Genomic DNA, 20596 nt, shown 5'->3' with positions numbered 1-20596 from the left:
CTAGTTATTTACTCATCTCATCTTTAAAACTAATACCATTTTTAGGCATCTCTACATTTAATATATCTGTAACTGTTGCTCCAATATCTGCAAAGCTATTTCTTATTCCTAGATTCACACCTTGCTTTATATTTTTTCCATAAACTAGTAAAGGTATATACTCTCTAGTATGGTCAGTTCCTTTATAAGTAGGGTCATTACCATGATCTGCATTTATTATTAAAACATCATTATCATTCATAGCTTCTATGATTTGTGGTATCCTAGCATCAAATTCTTCTAAAGCTTCTTTGTATCCTTTAGTATCTCTTCTGTGACCGTATTTAGAATCAAAATCTACTAAATTAGTAAATATAAGCCCCTTGTTATCTTTTTTAATATAGTTTATTGTTTCATCCACACCATCCATATTATCTTTAGTATGGATAGCCTCTGTTATACCTTGTCCATTAAATATATCTTCTATTTTACCTACTCCGATTACATCTAGACCAGATTGTTTAATATTATCAAGTACAGTTGGTTCAAATGGGTTTAGTGAGTAATCTCTTCTGTTGGATGTTCTTGAAAACTCACCTTTCTTTTTGCCAATGTATGGTCTTGCAATTATTCTAGCAACTGCGTTGTCTCCCATCATTATCTCTCTAGCTATTTTACACATTTTATATAATTCATCTAAAGGTATTATTTCTTCATGGGCTGCTATTTGGAATACACTGTCTGCAGATGTATACACTATTACATCTCCAGTTTCCATTTGGTGTTCTCCATATTCATCTAATATAGTTGTTCCTGAAGATGGTTTATTCCCAACTACTTTTCTTCCTGTTCTTTTTTCAAACTCATCTATTATCTCTTTAGGGAATCCATTTTCAAATGTCTTAAAAGGTGTTTCAACTAAAACACCTGTCATTTCCCAATGTCCTGTTGTAGTATCTTTTCCTTGTGATACTTCACTGCATTTTCCAAATGCAGCTATAGGATTTTTTTCACTTTCCATAAAATCTACTTCATTTATATTTCCAATACCTAATTTTTTTAGATTTGGAATTTTTATATCAGTAAATGATCTAACTATATTACCTAAAGTGTTTACACCTTCATCTCCAAATTTTTTAGAGTCAGGAAGTTGACCTATTCCAACACTATCAATTACCATCCATATTACTCTATTCATTTTTTTGTCCTCCTTTTAATAGTTTATCTCCTAGGATGTTTTTCTTTTATTTCTCTTCTCATATTTTTATTTATATGATTTAAATATGATTGCAAACTAGACAAGTTAGCATTTCCTAATATTTTACTAACTACTGCAATATTTGCACCTTCATTTAGCAAATGAATTGCAAAAGAGTGTCTAAGCATACTTGGATTTATATTTTTATTTATATTAGCTAAGCTAGCATGTTTTTTTATTAGCTTCCATAAACCTTGTCTAGTAAACCTTTGCCCTAGAGAGCTTACAAAAAGCGAATTTTCACCTTCATTTGCTAGCTTATATCTTGATTCTTTTATATATTTTTCTAAATATAATTTAGTTATATCACAAAGTGGTATAACTCTTGGATTTTTATTAGTACTACAATATATGTAATCCATATCTAAGTCTACACTGTCTAGATTCATTTCAACTAATTCAGAAACTTTTATTCCAGTTCCGTATAATACTTCAAATATAGCCTTGTCTCTTATTTGCTTAGGTGTTGTTAATTTAGGGAAATTTAACAACGCCTCTATTTCTTCTTCTGTCAATATATCTATATCATTTTTTTCTACTTTAGGCTTTCTTATGCATTTTGCTGGATTATTCTCACTTACATGGCTTAGCAATAAGTAATCATGAAAAGATTTAATTGAAGATATCATCCTAGATACTGTAGCTACTGATACATTATCTTTTTCTAATTTTATAACATAACCAATGATATCATTTTCTACTACATCATTTATTTTTATTTCGTTTGTTGTTAAGTACTCTATATACTTTTTAATATCAATAAAATAAGATGATACAGTATTGTCTGAGAGTTTCTTTTTATCTTTTAAATAACTTATATATTCCTTTACAACTTCCATAGTAAACTCCTTTATCTGACTAGGAACTTAATAATACTTATACTTATTGTATTTAGTATTGCTTGTAAACCAACTGTTATAGCCAGTACAATTATGGCATTTAATAAATATCTTTTTCCTAAAAATAATATATTATCTTTTTTTCCCTTTTTTAACTCGTATATTGTCTCTTTTAAATAATTGAATGAAATTAATGCTAATATAATTGCACCTGGGATAATTATTAAGTTTTTAAATAAAATAATAAATATCATTTTTGTAGCTTTAAATTTTAATGCTAATATAGCACTATTTATAGTATAGCCTATTGATAAACCTTTTAGCATAAATATTATTAATATGATAGGAAAAGTTACAACTAATAATGTGAATATACTTATTGCACCCATAAATATTAAATCTGACTTTAAGTTAGATGTTATTGCGTCTTTTATGCCTGTACTTAAATTATAATACTCTATAGCTGGATTAATATTGTCCATTATGTTGTTTTGAGAACTTGGCCATATTTTATTCAAATACGTCCCAAGTACTATAAATGCTATAAATATAACTCCACTAACTATTATTTGTTTGTTTAGTTCTTTAAAATTCCCTTTTCTATATGTTCTTCTCAAATTTATAACCCCCTCTTATACCTTACAAAATAGTATGTACAAAAAGAGGAGGTTATGCATTTTATATTAATTCTTTAGCTAATAAAATTCCTATTGAAGTTTTTGCATCTTCAATTTCATTTTTTATAACCATGTTATAAGCATCTTCTAAGCCTATTTTACAAATTTCTACGCTTTCATTATCAATCTGATTATCTTCAAGCGTAAGCCCAGTTGCTAAATATATATATATTTTTTGATTAGAAAATTCTGATGAAGTAAAAAATTTATGTATTAATTTTAAGTTTTGTGCATTATATCCAGTTTCTTCTTTAAGTTCTCTTATAGCACATTCTTTAGGATTTTCTCCAACCTCTAATTTTCCTGATGGAAGTTCCCAAATAACTTTTTCTATAGCTTTTCTAAATTGTTTGATTAATACAATTTCATTATTTTCATTTATAGCAACTATTCCTACTGCACCACCATGTTCTACTATTTCTCTTTTTTGGTATCCTTGTCTTTCGACTTCAACAGTGTCTACTCTTAGACTAATTATTTTACCCGTATAAATTTTATCACTACTAATAGTTTTCTCTTCTATTAACATCACAAACCTCCATTAAGTAATATGCAGCTGTGCTGGCAGCTTCAAAGAATTCCTTATCTTGTTCGTAATTTCTACCCATACTTCGTACTTTTAATCCAAAATAATCTAAATCTAGTTTAGTGTTTTTGTTATCTATAATTGTTATATTATGCTTATTTTCTAATTTATTTTTTTCTATTTGTGATTTTACTACATTTATCTTTTCATCTTGATAATTTGTTATAGGTATATTAACTTTAACATTTACAATATCCTTAAATACAGTAATACTGTGATGAGATATACCTACATGCCTATCTCTTTTATCTGCAAAACTAACTCTAGGGATAGCTATAGGATTACCACCTAACTTATAAACTGCATCTAATATTGGTCCTTGTTCTATACCTGTAAATCCATATTTAGTTCCAGTCCCTGCAATTCCTGGACCCATACTTACAAATACACAGTCTGCATTTAAAATTTCTTTTGCTGTTATTAATGCAGTATATATATTTATACACTCATGGTCTCCTCCAAAAGCACTACCTATAGTGATAGTACTATCTATCAATCCCTTACTTTTTAATGTATATACATTTTTGCTTAGGTATATCGGAAGAGCTGCTCCATCAGTCATTATATATACAAGTTTTTTGTTAGGATTATTTTTTTTATATGATGCTACAAATGGAGTTAGCATACTGTGTAGTGTTCCAACTACAACCGGCATATCATCTAAACTTTTAAATTTTTCTATCTTATCATGATAAATACTTTCTTGTTCTTCTACAGAATCTACTTTGACTTGAAATGGAGTATATCTTAACTTCATTATATGTCCGCCCTGTGTTAAGTCAGATTCTAAATTATTTAAATTTGTTATTACAAAATGATATCCACCAGTCCCTAAACTAAGTTCAACTGCAGTAGTATTTAAAACTACCTCATCACCTACATTTATTTTACCAGTCATTTTAGAATAATTATAAGCCCTTTGTATGTCTCCATTTATGCTTACTCTTATATCATCTAATCCTTCGTTTTGATCTACTATAGATTCAACGACTCCTACTCTTTTACTTATCATAAGTCTACCTTCCTAACTTATCTATAAAATTCAAGAATTTATTTTTTTCTATTATTTGGGTTAATGAATATTTTTCTGTAAGTATATGTATTAATACTAAAAATACTAACCACCCGATTCTAATTTTTATTGAACATCCCATGACAATAAGCATACCCACTGATATACCTAATACATTAGATCCTGTGTCTCCCATCATTGCTCTTGCCTTTAAGTCATAATTAAAGTACGCAAGTACATTTGGAACTATAAGAAGTATTAAAGACTTTACATAGCCAGTTAAAGTTAAAAATAAAACTGTAGATATAGAAATATATACTTTTATAGCCCTCCCTGGTCTTAAATCCAATAAATTCATTAAGTTAGTTGATAAAGCAATTATTAATGTGTTTACAATAATATCTCCTAAATTCTTAGATATTGCAACAGATATAATAACCCCAACAAATCCACCGAATAAAGCTTTAAATCCACCTGTAGTAAGGCTTCCTTTTAACAAACTTTTGAAGTGTCCTTTTAGCCCACTTACGTCTCTATTTCCTATAATATCATCTAATACACCTGCAAAAAACATAGATATCATACCAAATATAAACATAAATAAGTATAATAGATTTTCATGTTCTACAGTAAAAAATGCTAATATTATACCATTTATGATTATCATAGGTAAAAAAACTATTCCCATACTTACAGGTATCATATCTTTTTTATAGTTTGGCCTTAGTATATTACTTTCTATTAGTAAATTTTTAAATAAAGGTATTATTGCGTATGTACCCAATAATCCTGTTAATAGTAAAATAGTATAAAGTATATAATTTTCCACTTACATACTACCTCCATTCTTTTCTTTTTTGCTTTAAAACTTTCTTTATGTGGTAGTATTGTTTACCTCTGTGAACAAATCCTTTTAAATTTCTTCCTGTTTCAGTATGTGTCATATCAACCAATACTTCTTTTATTTTATAACCGTGTTTTAACATATCTATAGTCATACCTACTTCTACACCATATCCAAATGGAATCTCATCAAATCTTTCTAATACTTCTTTTTTGAATATTCTTTGACCTGATAAAGTAGCATCTAGTTCTACACCTGTCATATCTAATACAGATTGTTTAGCTAATCCTTTTACAAAGCCTAGTCCTCCTTTTTTCTTAGCTGGAGGGAACTTAGCTATTATTACATCAGCTTCATCATTTAATATCGGAGTTATAAGTTTTTTTATTTCACTAGATGAACTTCCTAAATCACCATCTAAGAAACCTATAATATCTGCATTTTTCATAGATATTTTTAATCCATAATTTAGCGCATATCCTTTACCTCTATTTTTATCTAATTTAAAAACTTTAACTTTATCATTTTTTATATTTGATGCAATCTCAACAGTATTATCGCTTGATCCGTCATCTACTACAATAATTTCATTTATTTCATTTATATCTATAATATTTTCTAAAGTATCTTTTATCTTATCAGCTTCATTATAAGCGGGTATTATTATACTTATATAATGATTCATATATTTTCTCCTTTTACTTATTTGTTATATGGTAACAAGCTTTTTGCACTTTCTAATCTTCCAAAGTCACCAGTTATACCTTTGTCATTTAATAATATTACTAATGATACTTGTCCTATACCTTCATCTATATTATCAATGCTTGTAACCTTGTTTTTAGAGTATAAATCTATATAAGAGTATTTAGTATTACGCTTTTGTACCCCAACAATATTTTTATTTTGTTGTTTCAAGCTAGTTATTAATGATTCATCTATTTCCTTTAACTTTTTAGCTTCATCCTTAGTTTCACTACCACCGGTTAAAACTATAGACTCACAATTTAAATAATCATTTGAAATAGAATTTATTTTTATCAATTCTATACTTTGAAGAGTTTGTAGTTTAGTTAAACCTTCTTCATTGCCTAAGCATTCTCCTATATATTTAACTAAATCTTGTTTAGTTTTGAATTCTGTTTGTAACTTAGTAGATGCTTCCTCTAATTTTTCTTTATTTGATATATTGTTATTTAAAACTATATTAAAAGATAATTTTGCATTAGCTTTATCTAAAGTTTCTTCTATCTCATTGTTGTAATTATTGCTTTCATTAGTAGATATTATTCCTATATTTTTTTCTGATAATCCATCTACTAATAACTTATCGCTATTTTTATTTATAAATTCTATTGTCTTATCATAACTTGAATTTAAATTTGATAAGCTTTCTTCTAAATTATCGTTAGTAAGCTTTAAATCTTCAAACTTACTATCTAAGTCATTTATAATATTTGCCTGTTGCTTACTAAGTTCTTGGTCATAGTTAAAGTTAAATCCAACTAGCATACCTATGCCTAGAGCTATAAATATAGCTCCTATGGTAACTATATAATATTTCATATTTATATGCATTTTAATCCTCCTAAATTTACATCTGTAATAAGAATCTAAGCTTTAATTGCATTAAGTGTATAAATTGCTGCGCACTTGGTGTAAAAGATATAAGTATTAACACGGGGAATAATGCCGTTGCTATTAATGCTCCTATATATTTCATCTTAAGTTTGCTTCTATATAATAAATTAACACCTTTAGCATCTATTAACTTAGAGCCTATTTTTAATCTTACTAAAAAAGTACTTGCCATACCCTTTCGTCCTTTTTCTAAGAAATCAATCATATTTGAATGTGTCCCTAGAGCTACTATAAGTTCAGCTTTATATTCATATGCTATAAGCATAGCTATATCTTCACTTGTTCCCGGCGCAGGAAAAACTATAGCATCTAAACCTAAGTCTTGTACTCGCTTAAGTCCTGGTGCTCTTCCATCCGTGTATGCATGAACTATTATCTCTTTTGCCTTTTTTAAAGCCTCATCACTTACACTATCCATATCTCCAACAATTACATCTGGAGTATATCCAAATTCTAAAAGTGCATCTGCTCCTCCATCAACTCCAACTAATATTGGTTTCATTTCTTCAATATAAGATAGTATAGTACTTAAATCTTGTTTGTAATCTTGTCCTCTTACAACTATTAAAACATGTTTATTTGCATAGTTTGTACTAACCTTAGGTATTTCAATTTCACCTAGTATAAATCCTTTTTCTTTTTTAGCATAATCTATAGTATTATCTATAAATCTATCTAGTTCTACAGATAAGTTTTCATATGCCTTTTTTAATCTAATATCTACTTCTTTTTTTCCTAAGACTTCGCCTTCTCCTAAAAGTTCGCCATCTCTATATATCTTACCATCTATAACCTCGATTATTTGACCTTCTGATAATTCATGGAATAATTCTTCTCCTATATTATCAACTATAAGGATATTTTTTTCAGTTAATATTCCAGGTCCTTTATTAGGATATCTTCCACTTATAGAAGGAGATGCATTGATTACAAGTTTTACCTTACCTTCTACTAACGAATTTGCAGCAACTTCATCAATATCTATATGATTTATAACTGCGATTTCTTTACCTGTAAGTCTTTTTGCAAGCCTTTTTGTTTTTCGATCTACCTTAATAGGGGCTTCGACTCTCATATTTTAAACCTCCGATATCATTTATAAAATCACATTCAATTATAGCATTATTTAGCAATAAAAGAAATGTTTAAAGTTTGTTTTGTATATTTAGGAAAATTTTGTATTTTGAGTACTAATTTAACTATTAATATGATAGGTAGCATATATAATTTATATTAGTAAATTAATTAATTTTTTTTCTTCATTTAATTTAGGATTTTTAATAACTTCTTCTAGTAAGTATTCTAATTTTTTACCTATTTCTGCTCCACTATATCCTAATTCTTTTATTATTTTTCCATTTATCTTTAAGTCTTTTATCTTATAGCATTCTTTATTTTTTTCTATTTCTATTATTTGATTAATAAATTTATCTAAAATATTACATCTAATCTCATATTCTTTATTATATATAATATTTAGTTTATCTTTATAATATATTTTTTTTAAAGTGAAAATATTTATTAAATTTTCACTACCTATTTTATTTAATATTTGTTTTATTTTTATTGAATTTATATTTATTTCGTCTATAAACATATATTCTATTAATAAATTACAATTGTTTATTATAGTTTTAGAATATTTCAATTTATTTATTATACTATTTTCTTGAATATTTTTTTCATTTGTTAAATATAGCAGCATTAGCAATCTTTCTTGTAAATTTTTTCTACATTTATTTAATATATTTAAATTTTTTTCAAAGTTATTATACTCATTTTCATTAAAATAACAGCAAATTCCTAAATCTTTAAAAATATTTGTTTTATATAAAAGAATAAGTTTATCTGGATTTTCACTTAGTATTATTTTATTCACCTCTTCTGTTGTTCGTTCTTTACTTATTTTTTTTACAATATGTGCATTTTCATATATACTTTTTAAAGTTTCATCTTCTATCTTAAAGCCTAATTTACTGCTAAATCTTATCGCTCTTACTATTCTAAGCCCATCTTCATTAAATCTCTCATCTGGATTTCCCACTGTTTTAACTATTTTTTTCCCTATATCACCTACTCCATCAAATACATCGATCAATCCCATTTTATAATTATAAGCAATGGCATTTATTGTAAAGTCTCTTCTTTTTAAATCCTCCATGATATTTGATGTAAATTGAACATCTTTAGGCCTACGATTGTCCTCGTATTCACTTTCAATTCTATATGTTGTTACTTCATAAATATCATTGCCTATAACTATACCTACTGTTCCATGCTTTATTCCATGATCTAATATCTTGTAGTCTTTAAATATTTCTATTATTTGAATTGGTTTAGCATTAGTTGTAATATCATAATCATTAGGCTCAATGCCTAATATAAAATCTCTTACACATCCTCCAACTATAAAAGCCTCATATCCATGTTCATATATTTTATCAATTATAAATTCAACTTTTTTAGGTAATTTTTGTTTCATTGTATATATCCTTTCCATTTCTTATAAATCATAGTTTAACTATCAAATTTATAACTAATACACAATACTTTAATATTTTTATATTAATACTTATTAAATTCATAATTTATTAAATATACTATGTCATATAAAAATAAGCCTTCTTTTATTTGAGAAGGCTTACTTTTGCATTAAGTATATATTTATTTAACCATACTATGTTCTAATCTTAATTTATCTGCAATCATTGCTATAAATTCAGAATTTGTAGGCTTTCCTTTTGTATTATGAACTGTATATCCAAATAATTGATTTATTGTATCAACTTTACCTCTACTCCATGCTACTTCTATTGCATGTCTTATAGCTCTTTCTACTCTACTTGGAGTAGTATTAAATTTCTTTGCTATACTAGGATATAATTCTTTTGTTACAGCTCCTAATAACTCTACATTTTCTATAACCATCTTTATAGCTTCTCTTAAATATAAATATCCTTTTATATGAGCCGGAACTCCTATTTCATGGATTATATTTGTTATTTCTGTTTCTATATTACCTACATTTTTTACAAAATCACTTCTTGTCATTTGTATATCTGCATGTGTTCTTGGTCTCATTTCTATATGGCTAGTTCTATTTGAAACTAGTTCTCTTATTCTATTTATAAATATTACAAAATCAAATGGTTTAACTATATAATAATCTGCCCCTAAATTGATTGCACTTTGTGTTATTTTGTCCTGTCCTACTGCCGATAATACTATTATCTTAGGCATTTTAGGGATATCCATTGCGTTTAGCTTTTCTATAACACCTAAACCATCTAAATGTGGCATTATAACATCTAAAACCAATAAATCAGGTTGTGTTTTTTTGACTAAATCTAATGCCTCTATTCCATCTTTTGCTATACCTAGTATCTCTATATCACTTTCATTAGATAGGTATTCCTTAAGTACTTGACAAAAATCCTTATTATCATCTGCTAAAACTATTTTAATCTTTTCGTTCACTAAAAATCCCCCCATTAATAAAACATCTTCTTTTTTATATAATAATATCAAAAGTTTTTCATATTAAGCATATTCGACACGCTAAAATTATATTCCTTCAATTTATTTAAATATATTGAAATTTTATTTAAATAAATATTAATTTTTTAATATCACTTACCTAATTCTACCATCTCATCTATAAAAATACCATATCCTTTTTTAGGATTGTCTTTAAATACATGCGTTACTGCACCAACAATTTTATTATTTTGTATTATAGGAGCACCGCTCATACCTTGAATTATACCTCCTGTATAGTTTATTAAATCTTCGTCAACAACTTCTATTATCATATTTCTATCGTTTTTTTTATCGTCTACAAAACTATCAATCTCTATATCATAACTTGTTGCATTTCTACTTTTATCTTCGAAAATAATAGACGCTTTTCCTATACTTACACTTTCTTTTTTCCCTACTTCTACTAATTGCATATTTTTATTTATTTCACCTGTCATATTCCCACTTATTCCAAAGTTTGAGTTATTATTAAAATCACCTATAGATTTTTCTGTTTTAAAGTCGCCTTTGATGTGTCCTACTTTACTGTCATTTGCCTTTGTTATTTCAATACTTATAGGGTTATATATATTCCCTTGCTTTATTTTTAAGAACTCATTTGTGTCTACATCTGTAATAGCATGTCCAATTGCTTTAAATTTAGAGTTTCCTGGGTCGTAAAATGTTACAGTTCCTACCCCAGATATCTTATCTCTTACCCATAATCCAAGCTTTGCTTTACCATATTGTTTCTTTATTTTTATTGTTTGTGTATTATACTTACCATTTCTTTCAAATGTTACATCTACGTTTTCTTTTTCCAATTGATTTAAAATATTAGTTGCATCTTGCTCATTATTTATTTTCTTTCCATTTATCTTAACTATATTGTCACCCTTTTGTATTCCACCTATATATTCTACATTATCTTCTTCATAACCTACCACTAAAACTCCATCTGTCGTCGCCTTAACGCCTACTACCCTGCCTAATGGATAAACATATTTTATTTCATCCTCTTTATTGTTTACCATAACCTGTGTTGACAGTTCTTTATAGTTTCCCTTTATAACTTTTACACTGATTAGTAATAAACTCATTACTGATATTATTATTACTATTTTTTTATTTTTAATGTTTTTTATCACTTTACTGCACTCCCTACCTATAAACTATATACTTATAGTTCCTTTATAGGAAAAATTTATTCTCATTAGCTTTATAAATTCCATATAAAAAGAAGCCTTATAGGCTTCCTTTAGCTAATTCTATTATTTCATTGGCATGTTCTATTGTTTTTTCGGTTATATTGCTTCCTGCTATAAGCCTAGCTATCTCATCTCTTTTTTGACTATGGTCTAGCTTTTGTATAGTTGTGAATGTTCTTTCATTTGATGTACTTTTTTCTATACAATAATGTGTATCTGCATTAGCTGCAATTTGAGGTAAGTGAGTTATACATATTATTTGTTTTTTCTTTCCTATATTGCTAAGCTTTTCACCTACAATTTGGGCTGCTATACCACTTATACCTGTATCTATTTCATCAAATACTAGTGTATCAATTTGATCTATATCTGCGAGTATTGTTTTAAATGCTAGCATAAATCTTGACATTTCTCCACCTGATGCTACTTTATATATAGGTTTTATATCTTCGCCTAAGTTAAATGATATCATAAATTCTACATCATCTTGTCCTTTTTGCATAAATTCAACTTTTTCAAATTTGACTTTAAATACTACATTTTTCATATTCAAACTCTTTAATTCAATGAGTAAAATTTCTTCAAGTTTAGCTGCCACTCTTTTTCTTGCCTCTGTCAAGTTATCAGCTTTAATAGATAATTTTTTTTCGAATTCAAGAATTTCACTTTTTAATTTTTCTATTCTTTCATCTCTGTTTAGTATTTCATCTAGTCTAGACTTTATTTTATTATAATATTCAAATATATCTTCTATAGTTTCGCCATATTTTCTTCTTAAATTATTTATCTCATCTACCTTAAGTTCTATTTGTTCTAATTCATAAGGTTCAAAATTTATATTTTCTTTGTAGTTTCTTATTTCTCTAGATATGTCTTGAAGTTCATACATTATTCGCTCTATATCATTATTATAATTACTTAAAGATTCATCATATTCAGCTATAGAACTTAATTCCCTCACTGCATTGCCTATTAAATCTACTGCATTAACTGAACCATCATATAGATGTTGATAACTTAAGTTTAAATTACTATAAATTTTTTCGCTATTCCTATAAACATCTCGTTGTTTAAGTAAGTCTTCATATTCATCTTTACTTAAATTAGCTGATTCGATTTCATTTATTTGAAATTTCAACAAATCTATTTCCCTTTGAATTTGCATGTCATCTTTATTTTCTGTTATCATACTTAGCTCTTTTTTTATTTCACTGTATTTTTCATATATAGTTTTATATTCTTGTTTGTATTTTATTAATTCATTTTCTCCAAATAAGTCTACAAATTCTAAATGAGTTTCTTTATTAAATAAAGCTTGTGTTTGATGTTGGCCGTGTATATCTATTAACCTAGAAGCTATCTTCTTTAAAACACCCATTTTAACAGTTCTACCATTTACTCTACCAACACTTTTCCCATCAGCATAAATAACTCTAGTAATTACTAGCATATTATCTTCATCTAATTCTAAATCATTTTCTTCTAAAACTTTATTTAAGTAATTACTTTTAGAATAAAATACAGCTTCAACTAATCCCTTATCTGTACCTTTTCTTAAAAATGATCTATCATATTTTTCTCCTAAACATAATCCTAAAGCATCAATTATTATAGATTTTCCTGAACCAGTTTCACCTGTTAATATATTTAGTTTTTCATCAATATTTAACCTTAGTTCTTCTACTAATGCACAGTTTTTCATATATAACTCAAGGATCAATTTAAATCACCCTCTTTTTATCTAAAAATTCGAACTATAAACATTATCTATTTAAATATTAAAATATAAAATCAAACTTATTTACTTAAATTATGAGAATCTTCAACTACTTTTACTATTTCTTTATTGTGCTCTTCTTCATTGAATGTATATCCTTCGTTTCCATTTTTTAAGTGAATTAGATATTCTATATTACCTTCTGGACCCTTTATAGGAGAATAGTCTAATCCTAATATTTCAAATCCATTTTCTACTGCAAACTTTGATATCATATCTATAACTTCAATATGTGTAGACTTTTCTCTAACAACACCTTTTTTACCAACTTTTGCTCTTCCTGCTTCAAATTGAGGTTTTATTAATGCTACTATTTCCCCATTTGGACTAACAAGTTCCTTACATTTTGGAAGCACTAATTTTAAAGATATAAATGATACATCTATAGATGCAAAGTCTGCAAATTCCTTTGTTTGTTCTATGGTTACATATCTTATATTAGTTCTTTCCATACAAACAACTCTTTCATCTTGTCTTAGTTTCCAAGCAAGTTGACCATATCCTACATCTATTGAAAATACTTTAACCGCTCCATTTTGAAGCATACAATCTGTAAATCCACCAGTAGACGAGCCTATATCCATACATATTTTTTTATCTAAAGTTAAATCAAAGTTTTTCATAGCTTTTTCAAGTTTAAGTCCACCTCTACTAACATATGGTATTGGATTTCCTTTTACTTCTATCTTAGCCTCTTCTTTAACCTCTACCCCAGGCTTGTCACATCTTTGATTATCAACAAATATAAGACCTGCCATTATAGCTTTTTTTGCTCTTTCTCTACTCTCAAAGTGACCTTGCTCTACTAATAATACATCTATTCTTTTTTTCATAAATTTACCTTTCTTGTTTATAAACTTTTTATTTTATCTGCTATTTTACTTGGTGATAAGCCTATACTTTCATATATCTCCTCTGTACTTCCATGATGAACAAATTCTTCTGGAAGAGCTATATTTACTACTTTTATATTGTGATTATTATCTATTATAAATTTATTAATTCTACTACCAAATCCGCCTGTTATAGTATTATCCTCTATGGTTACTACATTTTTATATTTCTTAAATAAATCATTTAACAAATTTTCATCTATCGGCTTTAAAAATCTAGCATTAACTATAGCTGGATTTATATTATTGTCTAGTAAAATTCTCTTAGCTTCTATCGCTTGTTTTACCATGTTTCCTATAGCTAAAATAACAGTATCTTCTCCACTAGACAATACTTCATAGCTACCTAAGTCTATTGGCTCATATTCGCCGCTTTCTAAATAATAACTATTGCCTCTTGGATACCTTATAGCTACTGGAGAATTTAATTTTAGAGATAAATCCATCATTAAATTTAGTTCCTTAGTATCTTTAGGAGCCATAACTACTATGTTTGGTATCAAATTTAAATAACTCAAATCAAACATACCATGATGTGTTTCTCCATCATTTCCGACAATACCAGCTCTATCAATAAGGAATGTTACTGGTTTTTTAGTTATACATACATCATGTATAATTTGATCATATCCTCTTTGTAAAAATGATGAATAGACTGCAAAGTATGGTTTCATTCCATTTTTAGCTAACCCTGCTGCAAATGTTGTAGCGTGTTGTTCTGCTATTCCTACATCATAATATCTATTTGGATAAGCTTTTTCAAATAAGTTAAGACCTGTTCCTGATGGCATAGCCGCTGTTATAGCTACTACTCTATCATCTTTACTTGCCATTGAAACAAGTTTTTCTCCTACTGATGCTGATATAGATTTGCTTGATCCACTTTTGACACCTTCTTTTATATCAAACTTTGATACTGCATGATATTTTTGTGGCTCATTTTCTGCATATCTATACCCTTTTCCTTTTTTAGTTATTACGTGCAACAACACGGCGCCTTTTTTGTTTTTTGCTTTATTTAATATCTGTATTAATTCTTTGGTATTATGTCCATCTATTGGTCCATAATACTTTATTCCTAATGAATCAAACAACGCACATTCTTGTGGTATAAATTTACTAACAATAGTATCTTTTACTTTGTTTGCTGTTTTTGATATTAAATTGCCACCTGGTGCCACACTTAATATTTTTTCTACTTCATCTTTTACTTTATTTGCTGTTGAATTTCTTATTATGTTAGACAGATGTCTAGACATACCTCCAACATTTTTATCTATCGACATTTCATTATCATTAAGAATCACTATCATATCAGTGTTTGTATAACCTAAATGATTTAGTGCTTCAAGAGCCATTCCTCCAGTTATAGATCCGTCTCCTATTACTGCGATAACACTTCCATCTTCTCCTTTTATATCTCTTGCGCAAGCTATCCCTTGTGCAACTGAAATAGAAGTACTACTATGGCCAGTATCAAATATATCATGAGGACTCTCATTTTCCTTTGGAAATCCACTTAACCCATTAAATTGTCTTAAAGATACAAAACTATCTTTTCTTCCTGTAATTATTTTATGTACATAAGATTGATGCCCTACATCCCATACTATTTTATCTTTAGGACTTTCAAATACTTTATGTAGAGCTAGTGTTAATTCTACTACACCTAAATTAGATGCTAAGTGACCTCCAGTTTGAGAAACCGATCTTACTAAAAATTTTCGTATGTCTTTTGCTAACATATCCATTTCTTCAGCATCCATAACTTTTACATCTTTTGGAGAATTTACTTTATCTAAATACTTATACATATTATCCTCACCTTTTATTGTGTAAATTTTTATTTATTCTAATTTATAAAATTGGCTTAGCTTCTCTTGCCAATAACTTCAATATATAAAAAATGAATATATCTTAGTATTGACTAAGTTATATTCATTTTATAACTATATTAAAACATTTACTTCCTCGATATCGTGGATATAGTTTCTTGAAATTTATTTTACTAATTAAAAATTACAAGATATTTACTTATATTGTTTTTTAATAGAAGTTATCAATGATTACTAACTTTTATAATACTTTGATAAATAAAAATTATACCATATACTACATTTTTTTTCAATTTATCGCAAAGTTAAGGCAGTTATAACTCCTAGTACTGCACCAAATAAAACTTCTTTTGGAGTATGGCCTACTAACTCTTTTAATCGTTTTTGTTCTATAGGCTTTCTATGGTGTAAGTCATCTAACATTTGATTTATTATTGCCGCCTGTTTTCCTACAGAGCGCCTAACTCCAGTTGCATCATACATTATTATTAATGCAAATACACATACTATTGCAAATTCGGTTGAACTGTATCCCTTTTCAATTCCAACTAAAGTTGCTAAACTTGTAACAAAAGAACTGTGAGAACTTGGCATTCCACCAGAAGAAAACAGCCTCATTAAATCAATTCTTTTCTCTTTTCCAGTAAATATTTTTATAAATTGCGCTAAAAAACAAGCAAACACACTTATGCTTAAAACTTGGTTGTTAAAAATTTGTGAAAAAACGTTCATTGTTCCTCCTTAATATTCTCTATCTATTATATAATCAGCTAATCCATTTAAGAAGTCAACATGCTCAGAAAGTTCATTTATATTTTCTTTAGCTTCATTTATTAGTGTTCGTGCAATTTCTTTTGATTTTTCTAAGCCTAATAGTGATGGATATGTAGACTTATTGTTCTCTATATCACTTCCAACTTTTTTTCCTAATTTAGACTCATCTCCTACTATATCTAATATGTCATCTACTATTTGGAAAGATAGCCCTATATTATTTGCGTATTTTGTTATTTTATCTAACTCTTCTTCATTAGCATTTCCTATTATAGCTCCGGCTCTCATACAACCAATCATAATTGCAGCTGTTTTATTGTTGTGTATATAATCTAATTTTTCTTTAGGTATTTGTTGATTTTCACTTTGGACATCTACAACTTGTCCACCTATCATTCCATATATACCTGATGACTTAGCTATTTCATTTATTGCTTTTAAATATTTTTCTGGATTTTCTTTTCCTAGTGAATTTGAAAGCATAATCTCAAATGCATAATTTAAAAGAGCATCTCCAGCAAGTATAGCCATATCCTCTCCATATACTATATGATTAGTTTTTCTTCCTCTTCTTAAGTCGTCATTATCAAGGGCTGGTAGATCATCATGTATTAAAGAATATGTGTGTATCATCTCTATTGCTACTGCAAAAGGTATCGCATCATTTTCATTTCCACCTACTATTTTACATGCTTCTAAAGTTAATATCGGTCTTAATCTTTTTCCGCCTGCACTTAAACTATAGTTCATAGCCTCCATTATAGTTTTTTGATAACCTTCTTCTGTTGGCATATATTTATTTAATAATTGTTCTATATAATTTGCTTTTTCCTTCAATACTAATTTAAATTCCACTTTTATTCCTCCCTAGTATTTAATTCTTCTTCTATACCTAATTTAGTAAATTTGCTAATTTTTAGCTGGGCATTTTCTAAAAGTTTATTACAATGTTTGTAAAGACTTATTCCTTCTTCATACAAACTTAAAGATTCATCTAAGCTAGCACCTTTAGATTCTAATTTTTCTAATATATCTTCTAATTTTTTATAGGCTTGTTCATATGTTAAATTCATACTTATACCTCTTTATTTTTGATTTTTTCTATAATACACTCAATATTTCCATCTTTAAGTACAATATCTATATTATCTTTTAAATTTAGATTTTTAGTACTATTTACAACTTCTCCATCTTTTTGGACTATGCTATAACCTCTATCTATTGTAGCTAGTGGACTTAGGTTGTGTAATATAGTGCCCATACTTTGAAGTCTTTCTTTTTCTCTGCTTATATTGTTTTCTGCCTCAGAATTTATTTTATCATATATTTTATCTAATTGTACAAATTTATCTTTGATTGTATATGAACCTAAGTAGTTATTTATTTTATCAATTGTATAGTTTAATTTATATTCACTAACTTGTAATGTATTAGCCATAGACTTATTCATCCTACTTAATATATTTTCTAATTTATAGTTAATATCATCTAATGATGGCGTTGCTATTTCTGCTGCTGCTGAAGGTGTGGGTGCACGCATATCTGACACAAAGTCACATATAGTGAAATCAGTCTCATGACCTACTGCAGATATTATAGGTATCTTAGAGTCAAAAATAGCTCTAGCTACAATTTCTTCATTAAATGACCAAAGTTCTTCTATAGAACCTCCACCTCTTCCAAGTATTATAGTATCTACATTATGAATCTCATTAAAAAATTTAATTCCATCACAGATCTCATCCTTAGAACTTTTTCCCTGAACATTTACAGAATAAAGTTTTATATTAACCTTTGGATATCTTCTTTTTACAACATTTATTATATCTTTTATAACTGCACCAGTTTGAGAAGTTATAACTCCAATTGATTTTGGCATTTTAGGTATTGCCTTTTTATATTTATTATCAAATAGACCTTCTTTGCTTAATTTTTCTTTTAGTTTGTTAAACTCTATATATAAATTTCCGATTCCTTCTATTTCTATTGAATTTATATATAGTTGATATGATCCATCCCTTTCATAAACTGATATGTATCCACTTGCTATAACTTTAACTCCGTTATCTAATTGTAGGGATTCATCAAAGTTATTTTTAAAAATTACACAGTTTATCTTGGAACTTTCATCTTTTAATGATAAATACACATTTTTACTACTATGTATTTTGAAATTAGATATTTCTCCTTTTACCTTTAAGTTATACAATATAGGGTCATTGCTTAAAATTCTTTTTATATATGAATTAGCTTCACTAATTTTTAGAGCTCTTATTTTCAAATTTATTCACTCCTATTAACGCACATCCTACACCATTATCTGTACAATACTCAGGATCAGTAAAATAAGCATTTATTTTATACTTTTTAAGCTTTAATATTAACTCCTTTGATATATATTTACTAGCAGACACTCCTCCTGCAAATACAACTTCATCAATATTATGCTTTTCACTTAGATATATAATACTTTTAACCATATTTCTAACAACTGAGTCTAAAATCAATTTACAAATATACTCTTCGTCTTTTTCATTTAATATTTTATTAATTTGATTCTCTAGTCCTGATAAATTCATATACCCTTCTTTTACAGATGTTTTTAATCCTTGTTCTATTTTCTTAGTACAATTTATAGCACTTTCATCTACATATTTACCTGCTGGAAATCTATACCCCATTTTAACTCCAACTCTATCTATAAGTTGCCCAAAACTTATATCTTTACTTCCTCCAACTATTTCTACGCTATAGTTAAGATCATTTTTATTACTTTTGCATAACAGTATTTCTGTAGTTCCTCCTGACATATGAACAGACAAAAAGCTTTCCTTATTTTTTATATTATTAGTAAACAAACTCGCTTCTATATGATTTTCTTGGTGAGTAGTCTCATATAACTCACATTTCATCATAGTTGAACAAAGCTTTGCGAAATTATGTCCTACTGTAAATACTGGCATATATGAATTTTCTATCGGCCTAGGCTTATTTGATACACATATTGCAACTATCTCATAATTTTTTATTATCTCTTTTATTTCTTCTTGTATTGCCCCTAAATTTTTTACATGTTGAAAAACAGCCTCACTTTGCCTTAAGCCTTTGCTGTCTTTTTTCACCTCTAGCATAATCTTTTTATTAAATATAACATTTTTGCCCAAAGATATAGCTGCTATAGAGGTTGTATAGCAGCTAGTATCTATTCCGATTATTATATTATTTTCCTGAAAGCTCATTAACTACGCTTCCTAATATTCCGTTTATAAATTTAGGAGTTTTATCATCACAATATATTTTTGCAATCTCTATAGCTTCATTTATAGAAACTTTATTAGGTATATCTTCTACAAAAAGTATTTCACATATAGCTACTTTTAATACAGCTAAATCTACTTTTGGCATTCTTTCTATCGACCAGTTCTTTGCATATTTGCTTATTAATTCATTTATTTTTTCGCTATTTTCTTTTAATGCAACACACATTTTATTCATGTATTCTTTGTCTACAACATTATCTATTTCTAAATTTTTGAGTTCTAAGTTTGGATTATCTGAGTATTGTAATCTAAGTTCTTCGTATCTATTAGATATATATTCAAAATTATTGTTTAAAAATGTATCTAACTTCCCTTCCATACTTTCTTTATTTATATCCGATTGGTATATCAATTTCATCATATACTCTCTGCTTGTCACTTTTTTAGCTTTATCATTTTTCATTGGCTATAATCCTCCTTGAATTCTTATTATT

21 protein-coding genes are annotated in these 20596 nt (G+C 27.5%); all 21 read right to left on the bottom strand.

Features of this window, described 5'->3' with window-relative positions:
- Positions 1 to 4: 4 nt before the first annotated feature.
- Complete coding sequence (locus QOZ84_RS06480; protein WP_284132143.1) at positions 5 to 1177, bottom strand: phosphopentomutase; 1173 nt, start codon at positions 1175 to 1177, stop codon at positions 5 to 7.
- A 23-nt stretch (positions 1178 to 1200) separates the two neighbouring features.
- Positions 1201 to 2076 carry a tyrosine-type recombinase/integrase gene (locus tag QOZ84_RS06475; RefSeq protein ID WP_284132142.1) on the bottom strand — a complete coding sequence of 292 codons (876 nt, stop codon included), beginning with the start codon at positions 2074 to 2076 and terminating at the stop codon, positions 1201 to 1203.
- Positions 2077 to 2087: 11 nt separating this feature from the next.
- Positions 2088 to 2693 carry a stage II sporulation protein M gene (locus QOZ84_RS06470; RefSeq protein WP_284132141.1) on the bottom strand — a complete coding sequence of 202 codons (606 nt, stop codon included), beginning with the start codon at positions 2691 to 2693 and terminating at the stop codon, positions 2088 to 2090.
- 61 nt (positions 2694 to 2754) lie between these two features.
- Entirely contained in the window at positions 2755 to 3282 is a 528-nt protein-coding gene (locus QOZ84_RS06465; protein WP_284132140.1) for an NUDIX hydrolase, read from the bottom strand.
- Positions 3257 to 4351: a DUF3866 family protein gene (locus QOZ84_RS06460; RefSeq protein WP_284132139.1), complete on the bottom strand. Its 1095-nt coding sequence runs from the start codon at positions 4349 to 4351 to the stop codon at positions 3257 to 3259. Before QOZ84_RS06460 ends, QOZ84_RS06465 begins: the two co-directional genes overlap by 26 nt.
- A 4-nt stretch (positions 4352 to 4355) precedes the next feature.
- Positions 4356 to 5180, bottom strand: coding sequence for an MraY family glycosyltransferase (locus QOZ84_RS06455; RefSeq protein ID WP_284132138.1), 825 nt, complete (start codon positions 5178 to 5180; stop codon positions 4356 to 4358).
- A gap of 7 nt (positions 5181 to 5187) precedes the next feature.
- Positions 5188 to 5880, bottom strand: coding sequence for a glycosyltransferase family 2 protein (locus tag QOZ84_RS06450; protein ID WP_284132137.1), 693 nt, complete (start codon positions 5878 to 5880; stop codon positions 5188 to 5190).
- Between the two features lie 17 nt (positions 5881 to 5897).
- Positions 5898 to 6773: a copper transporter gene (locus QOZ84_RS06445; protein WP_284132136.1), complete on the bottom strand. Its 876-nt coding sequence runs from the start codon at positions 6771 to 6773 to the stop codon at positions 5898 to 5900.
- A gap of 16 nt (positions 6774 to 6789) precedes the next feature.
- Positions 6790 to 7911 (bottom strand): putative cytokinetic ring protein SteA, encoded by a 1122-nt coding sequence (gene steA / locus QOZ84_RS06440; RefSeq protein ID WP_026900460.1) that lies wholly within the window; start codon positions 7909 to 7911, stop codon positions 6790 to 6792.
- Positions 7912 to 8064: 153 nt separating this feature from the next.
- Entirely contained in the window at positions 8065 to 9318 is a 1254-nt protein-coding gene (locus tag QOZ84_RS06435; protein ID WP_284132135.1) for a CCA tRNA nucleotidyltransferase, read from the bottom strand.
- 182 nt (positions 9319 to 9500) lie between these two features.
- Positions 9501 to 10328: a sporulation transcription factor Spo0A gene (spo0A, locus tag QOZ84_RS06430; RefSeq protein WP_284132134.1), complete on the bottom strand. Its 828-nt coding sequence runs from the start codon at positions 10326 to 10328 to the stop codon at positions 9501 to 9503.
- Between the two features lie 137 nt (positions 10329 to 10465).
- Positions 10466 to 11503: a SpoIVB peptidase S55 domain-containing protein gene (locus QOZ84_RS06425; protein ID WP_284132133.1), complete on the bottom strand. Its 1038-nt coding sequence runs from the start codon at positions 11501 to 11503 to the stop codon at positions 10466 to 10468.
- A 97-nt stretch (positions 11504 to 11600) separates the two neighbouring features.
- On the bottom strand, positions 11601 to 13283 hold the full coding sequence (gene recN / locus QOZ84_RS06420) for a DNA repair protein RecN (protein ID WP_284132132.1): 1683 nt from the start codon (positions 13281 to 13283) through the stop codon (positions 11601 to 11603).
- A gap of 77 nt (positions 13284 to 13360) precedes the next feature.
- Positions 13361 to 14173, bottom strand: coding sequence for a TlyA family RNA methyltransferase (locus tag QOZ84_RS06415; protein WP_284132131.1), 813 nt, complete (start codon positions 14171 to 14173; stop codon positions 13361 to 13363).
- Between the two features lie 17 nt (positions 14174 to 14190).
- On the bottom strand, positions 14191 to 16047 hold the full coding sequence (gene dxs, locus QOZ84_RS06410) for a 1-deoxy-D-xylulose-5-phosphate synthase (protein WP_284132130.1): 1857 nt from the start codon (positions 16045 to 16047) through the stop codon (positions 14191 to 14193).
- A gap of 315 nt (positions 16048 to 16362) precedes the next feature.
- The gene (locus QOZ84_RS06405; RefSeq protein ID WP_284132129.1) at positions 16363 to 16800 is read right to left on the bottom strand and encodes a divergent PAP2 family protein; all 438 of its coding nucleotides are present in this window, start codon (positions 16798 to 16800) and stop codon (positions 16363 to 16365) included.
- Between the two features lie 9 nt (positions 16801 to 16809).
- The gene (locus tag QOZ84_RS06400; protein ID WP_284132128.1) at positions 16810 to 17697 is read right to left on the bottom strand and encodes a polyprenyl synthetase family protein; all 888 of its coding nucleotides are present in this window, start codon (positions 17695 to 17697) and stop codon (positions 16810 to 16812) included.
- A gap of 2 nt (positions 17698 to 17699) precedes the next feature.
- Positions 17700 to 17915, bottom strand: coding sequence for an exodeoxyribonuclease VII small subunit (gene xseB / locus QOZ84_RS06395; protein WP_026900451.1), 216 nt, complete (start codon positions 17913 to 17915; stop codon positions 17700 to 17702).
- Between the two features lie 2 nt (positions 17916 to 17917).
- Positions 17918 to 19123 (bottom strand): exodeoxyribonuclease VII large subunit, encoded by a 1206-nt coding sequence (gene xseA / locus QOZ84_RS06390; protein ID WP_284132127.1) that lies wholly within the window; start codon positions 19121 to 19123, stop codon positions 17918 to 17920.
- Positions 19098 to 20081, bottom strand: coding sequence for a Kae1-like domain-containing protein (locus tag QOZ84_RS06385; protein ID WP_284132126.1), 984 nt, complete (start codon positions 20079 to 20081; stop codon positions 19098 to 19100). The genes xseA and QOZ84_RS06385 overlap by 26 nt, the downstream gene beginning before the upstream one ends.
- The gene (gene nusB, locus QOZ84_RS06380) at positions 20062 to 20565 is read right to left on the bottom strand and encodes a transcription antitermination factor NusB (RefSeq protein WP_284132125.1); all 504 of its coding nucleotides are present in this window, start codon (positions 20563 to 20565) and stop codon (positions 20062 to 20064) included. The genes QOZ84_RS06385 and nusB overlap by 20 nt, the downstream gene beginning before the upstream one ends.
- Positions 20566 to 20596 lie beyond the last annotated feature (31 nt).

Source organism: Romboutsia sedimentorum, assembly GCF_030131845.1.
Lineage (GTDB): Bacteria > Bacillota > Clostridia > Peptostreptococcales > Peptostreptococcaceae > Romboutsia_D > Romboutsia_D sedimentorum.
Note: the sequence above shows the minus strand (reverse complement) of the source record. Positions and strands in the feature narration are given on the sequence as shown.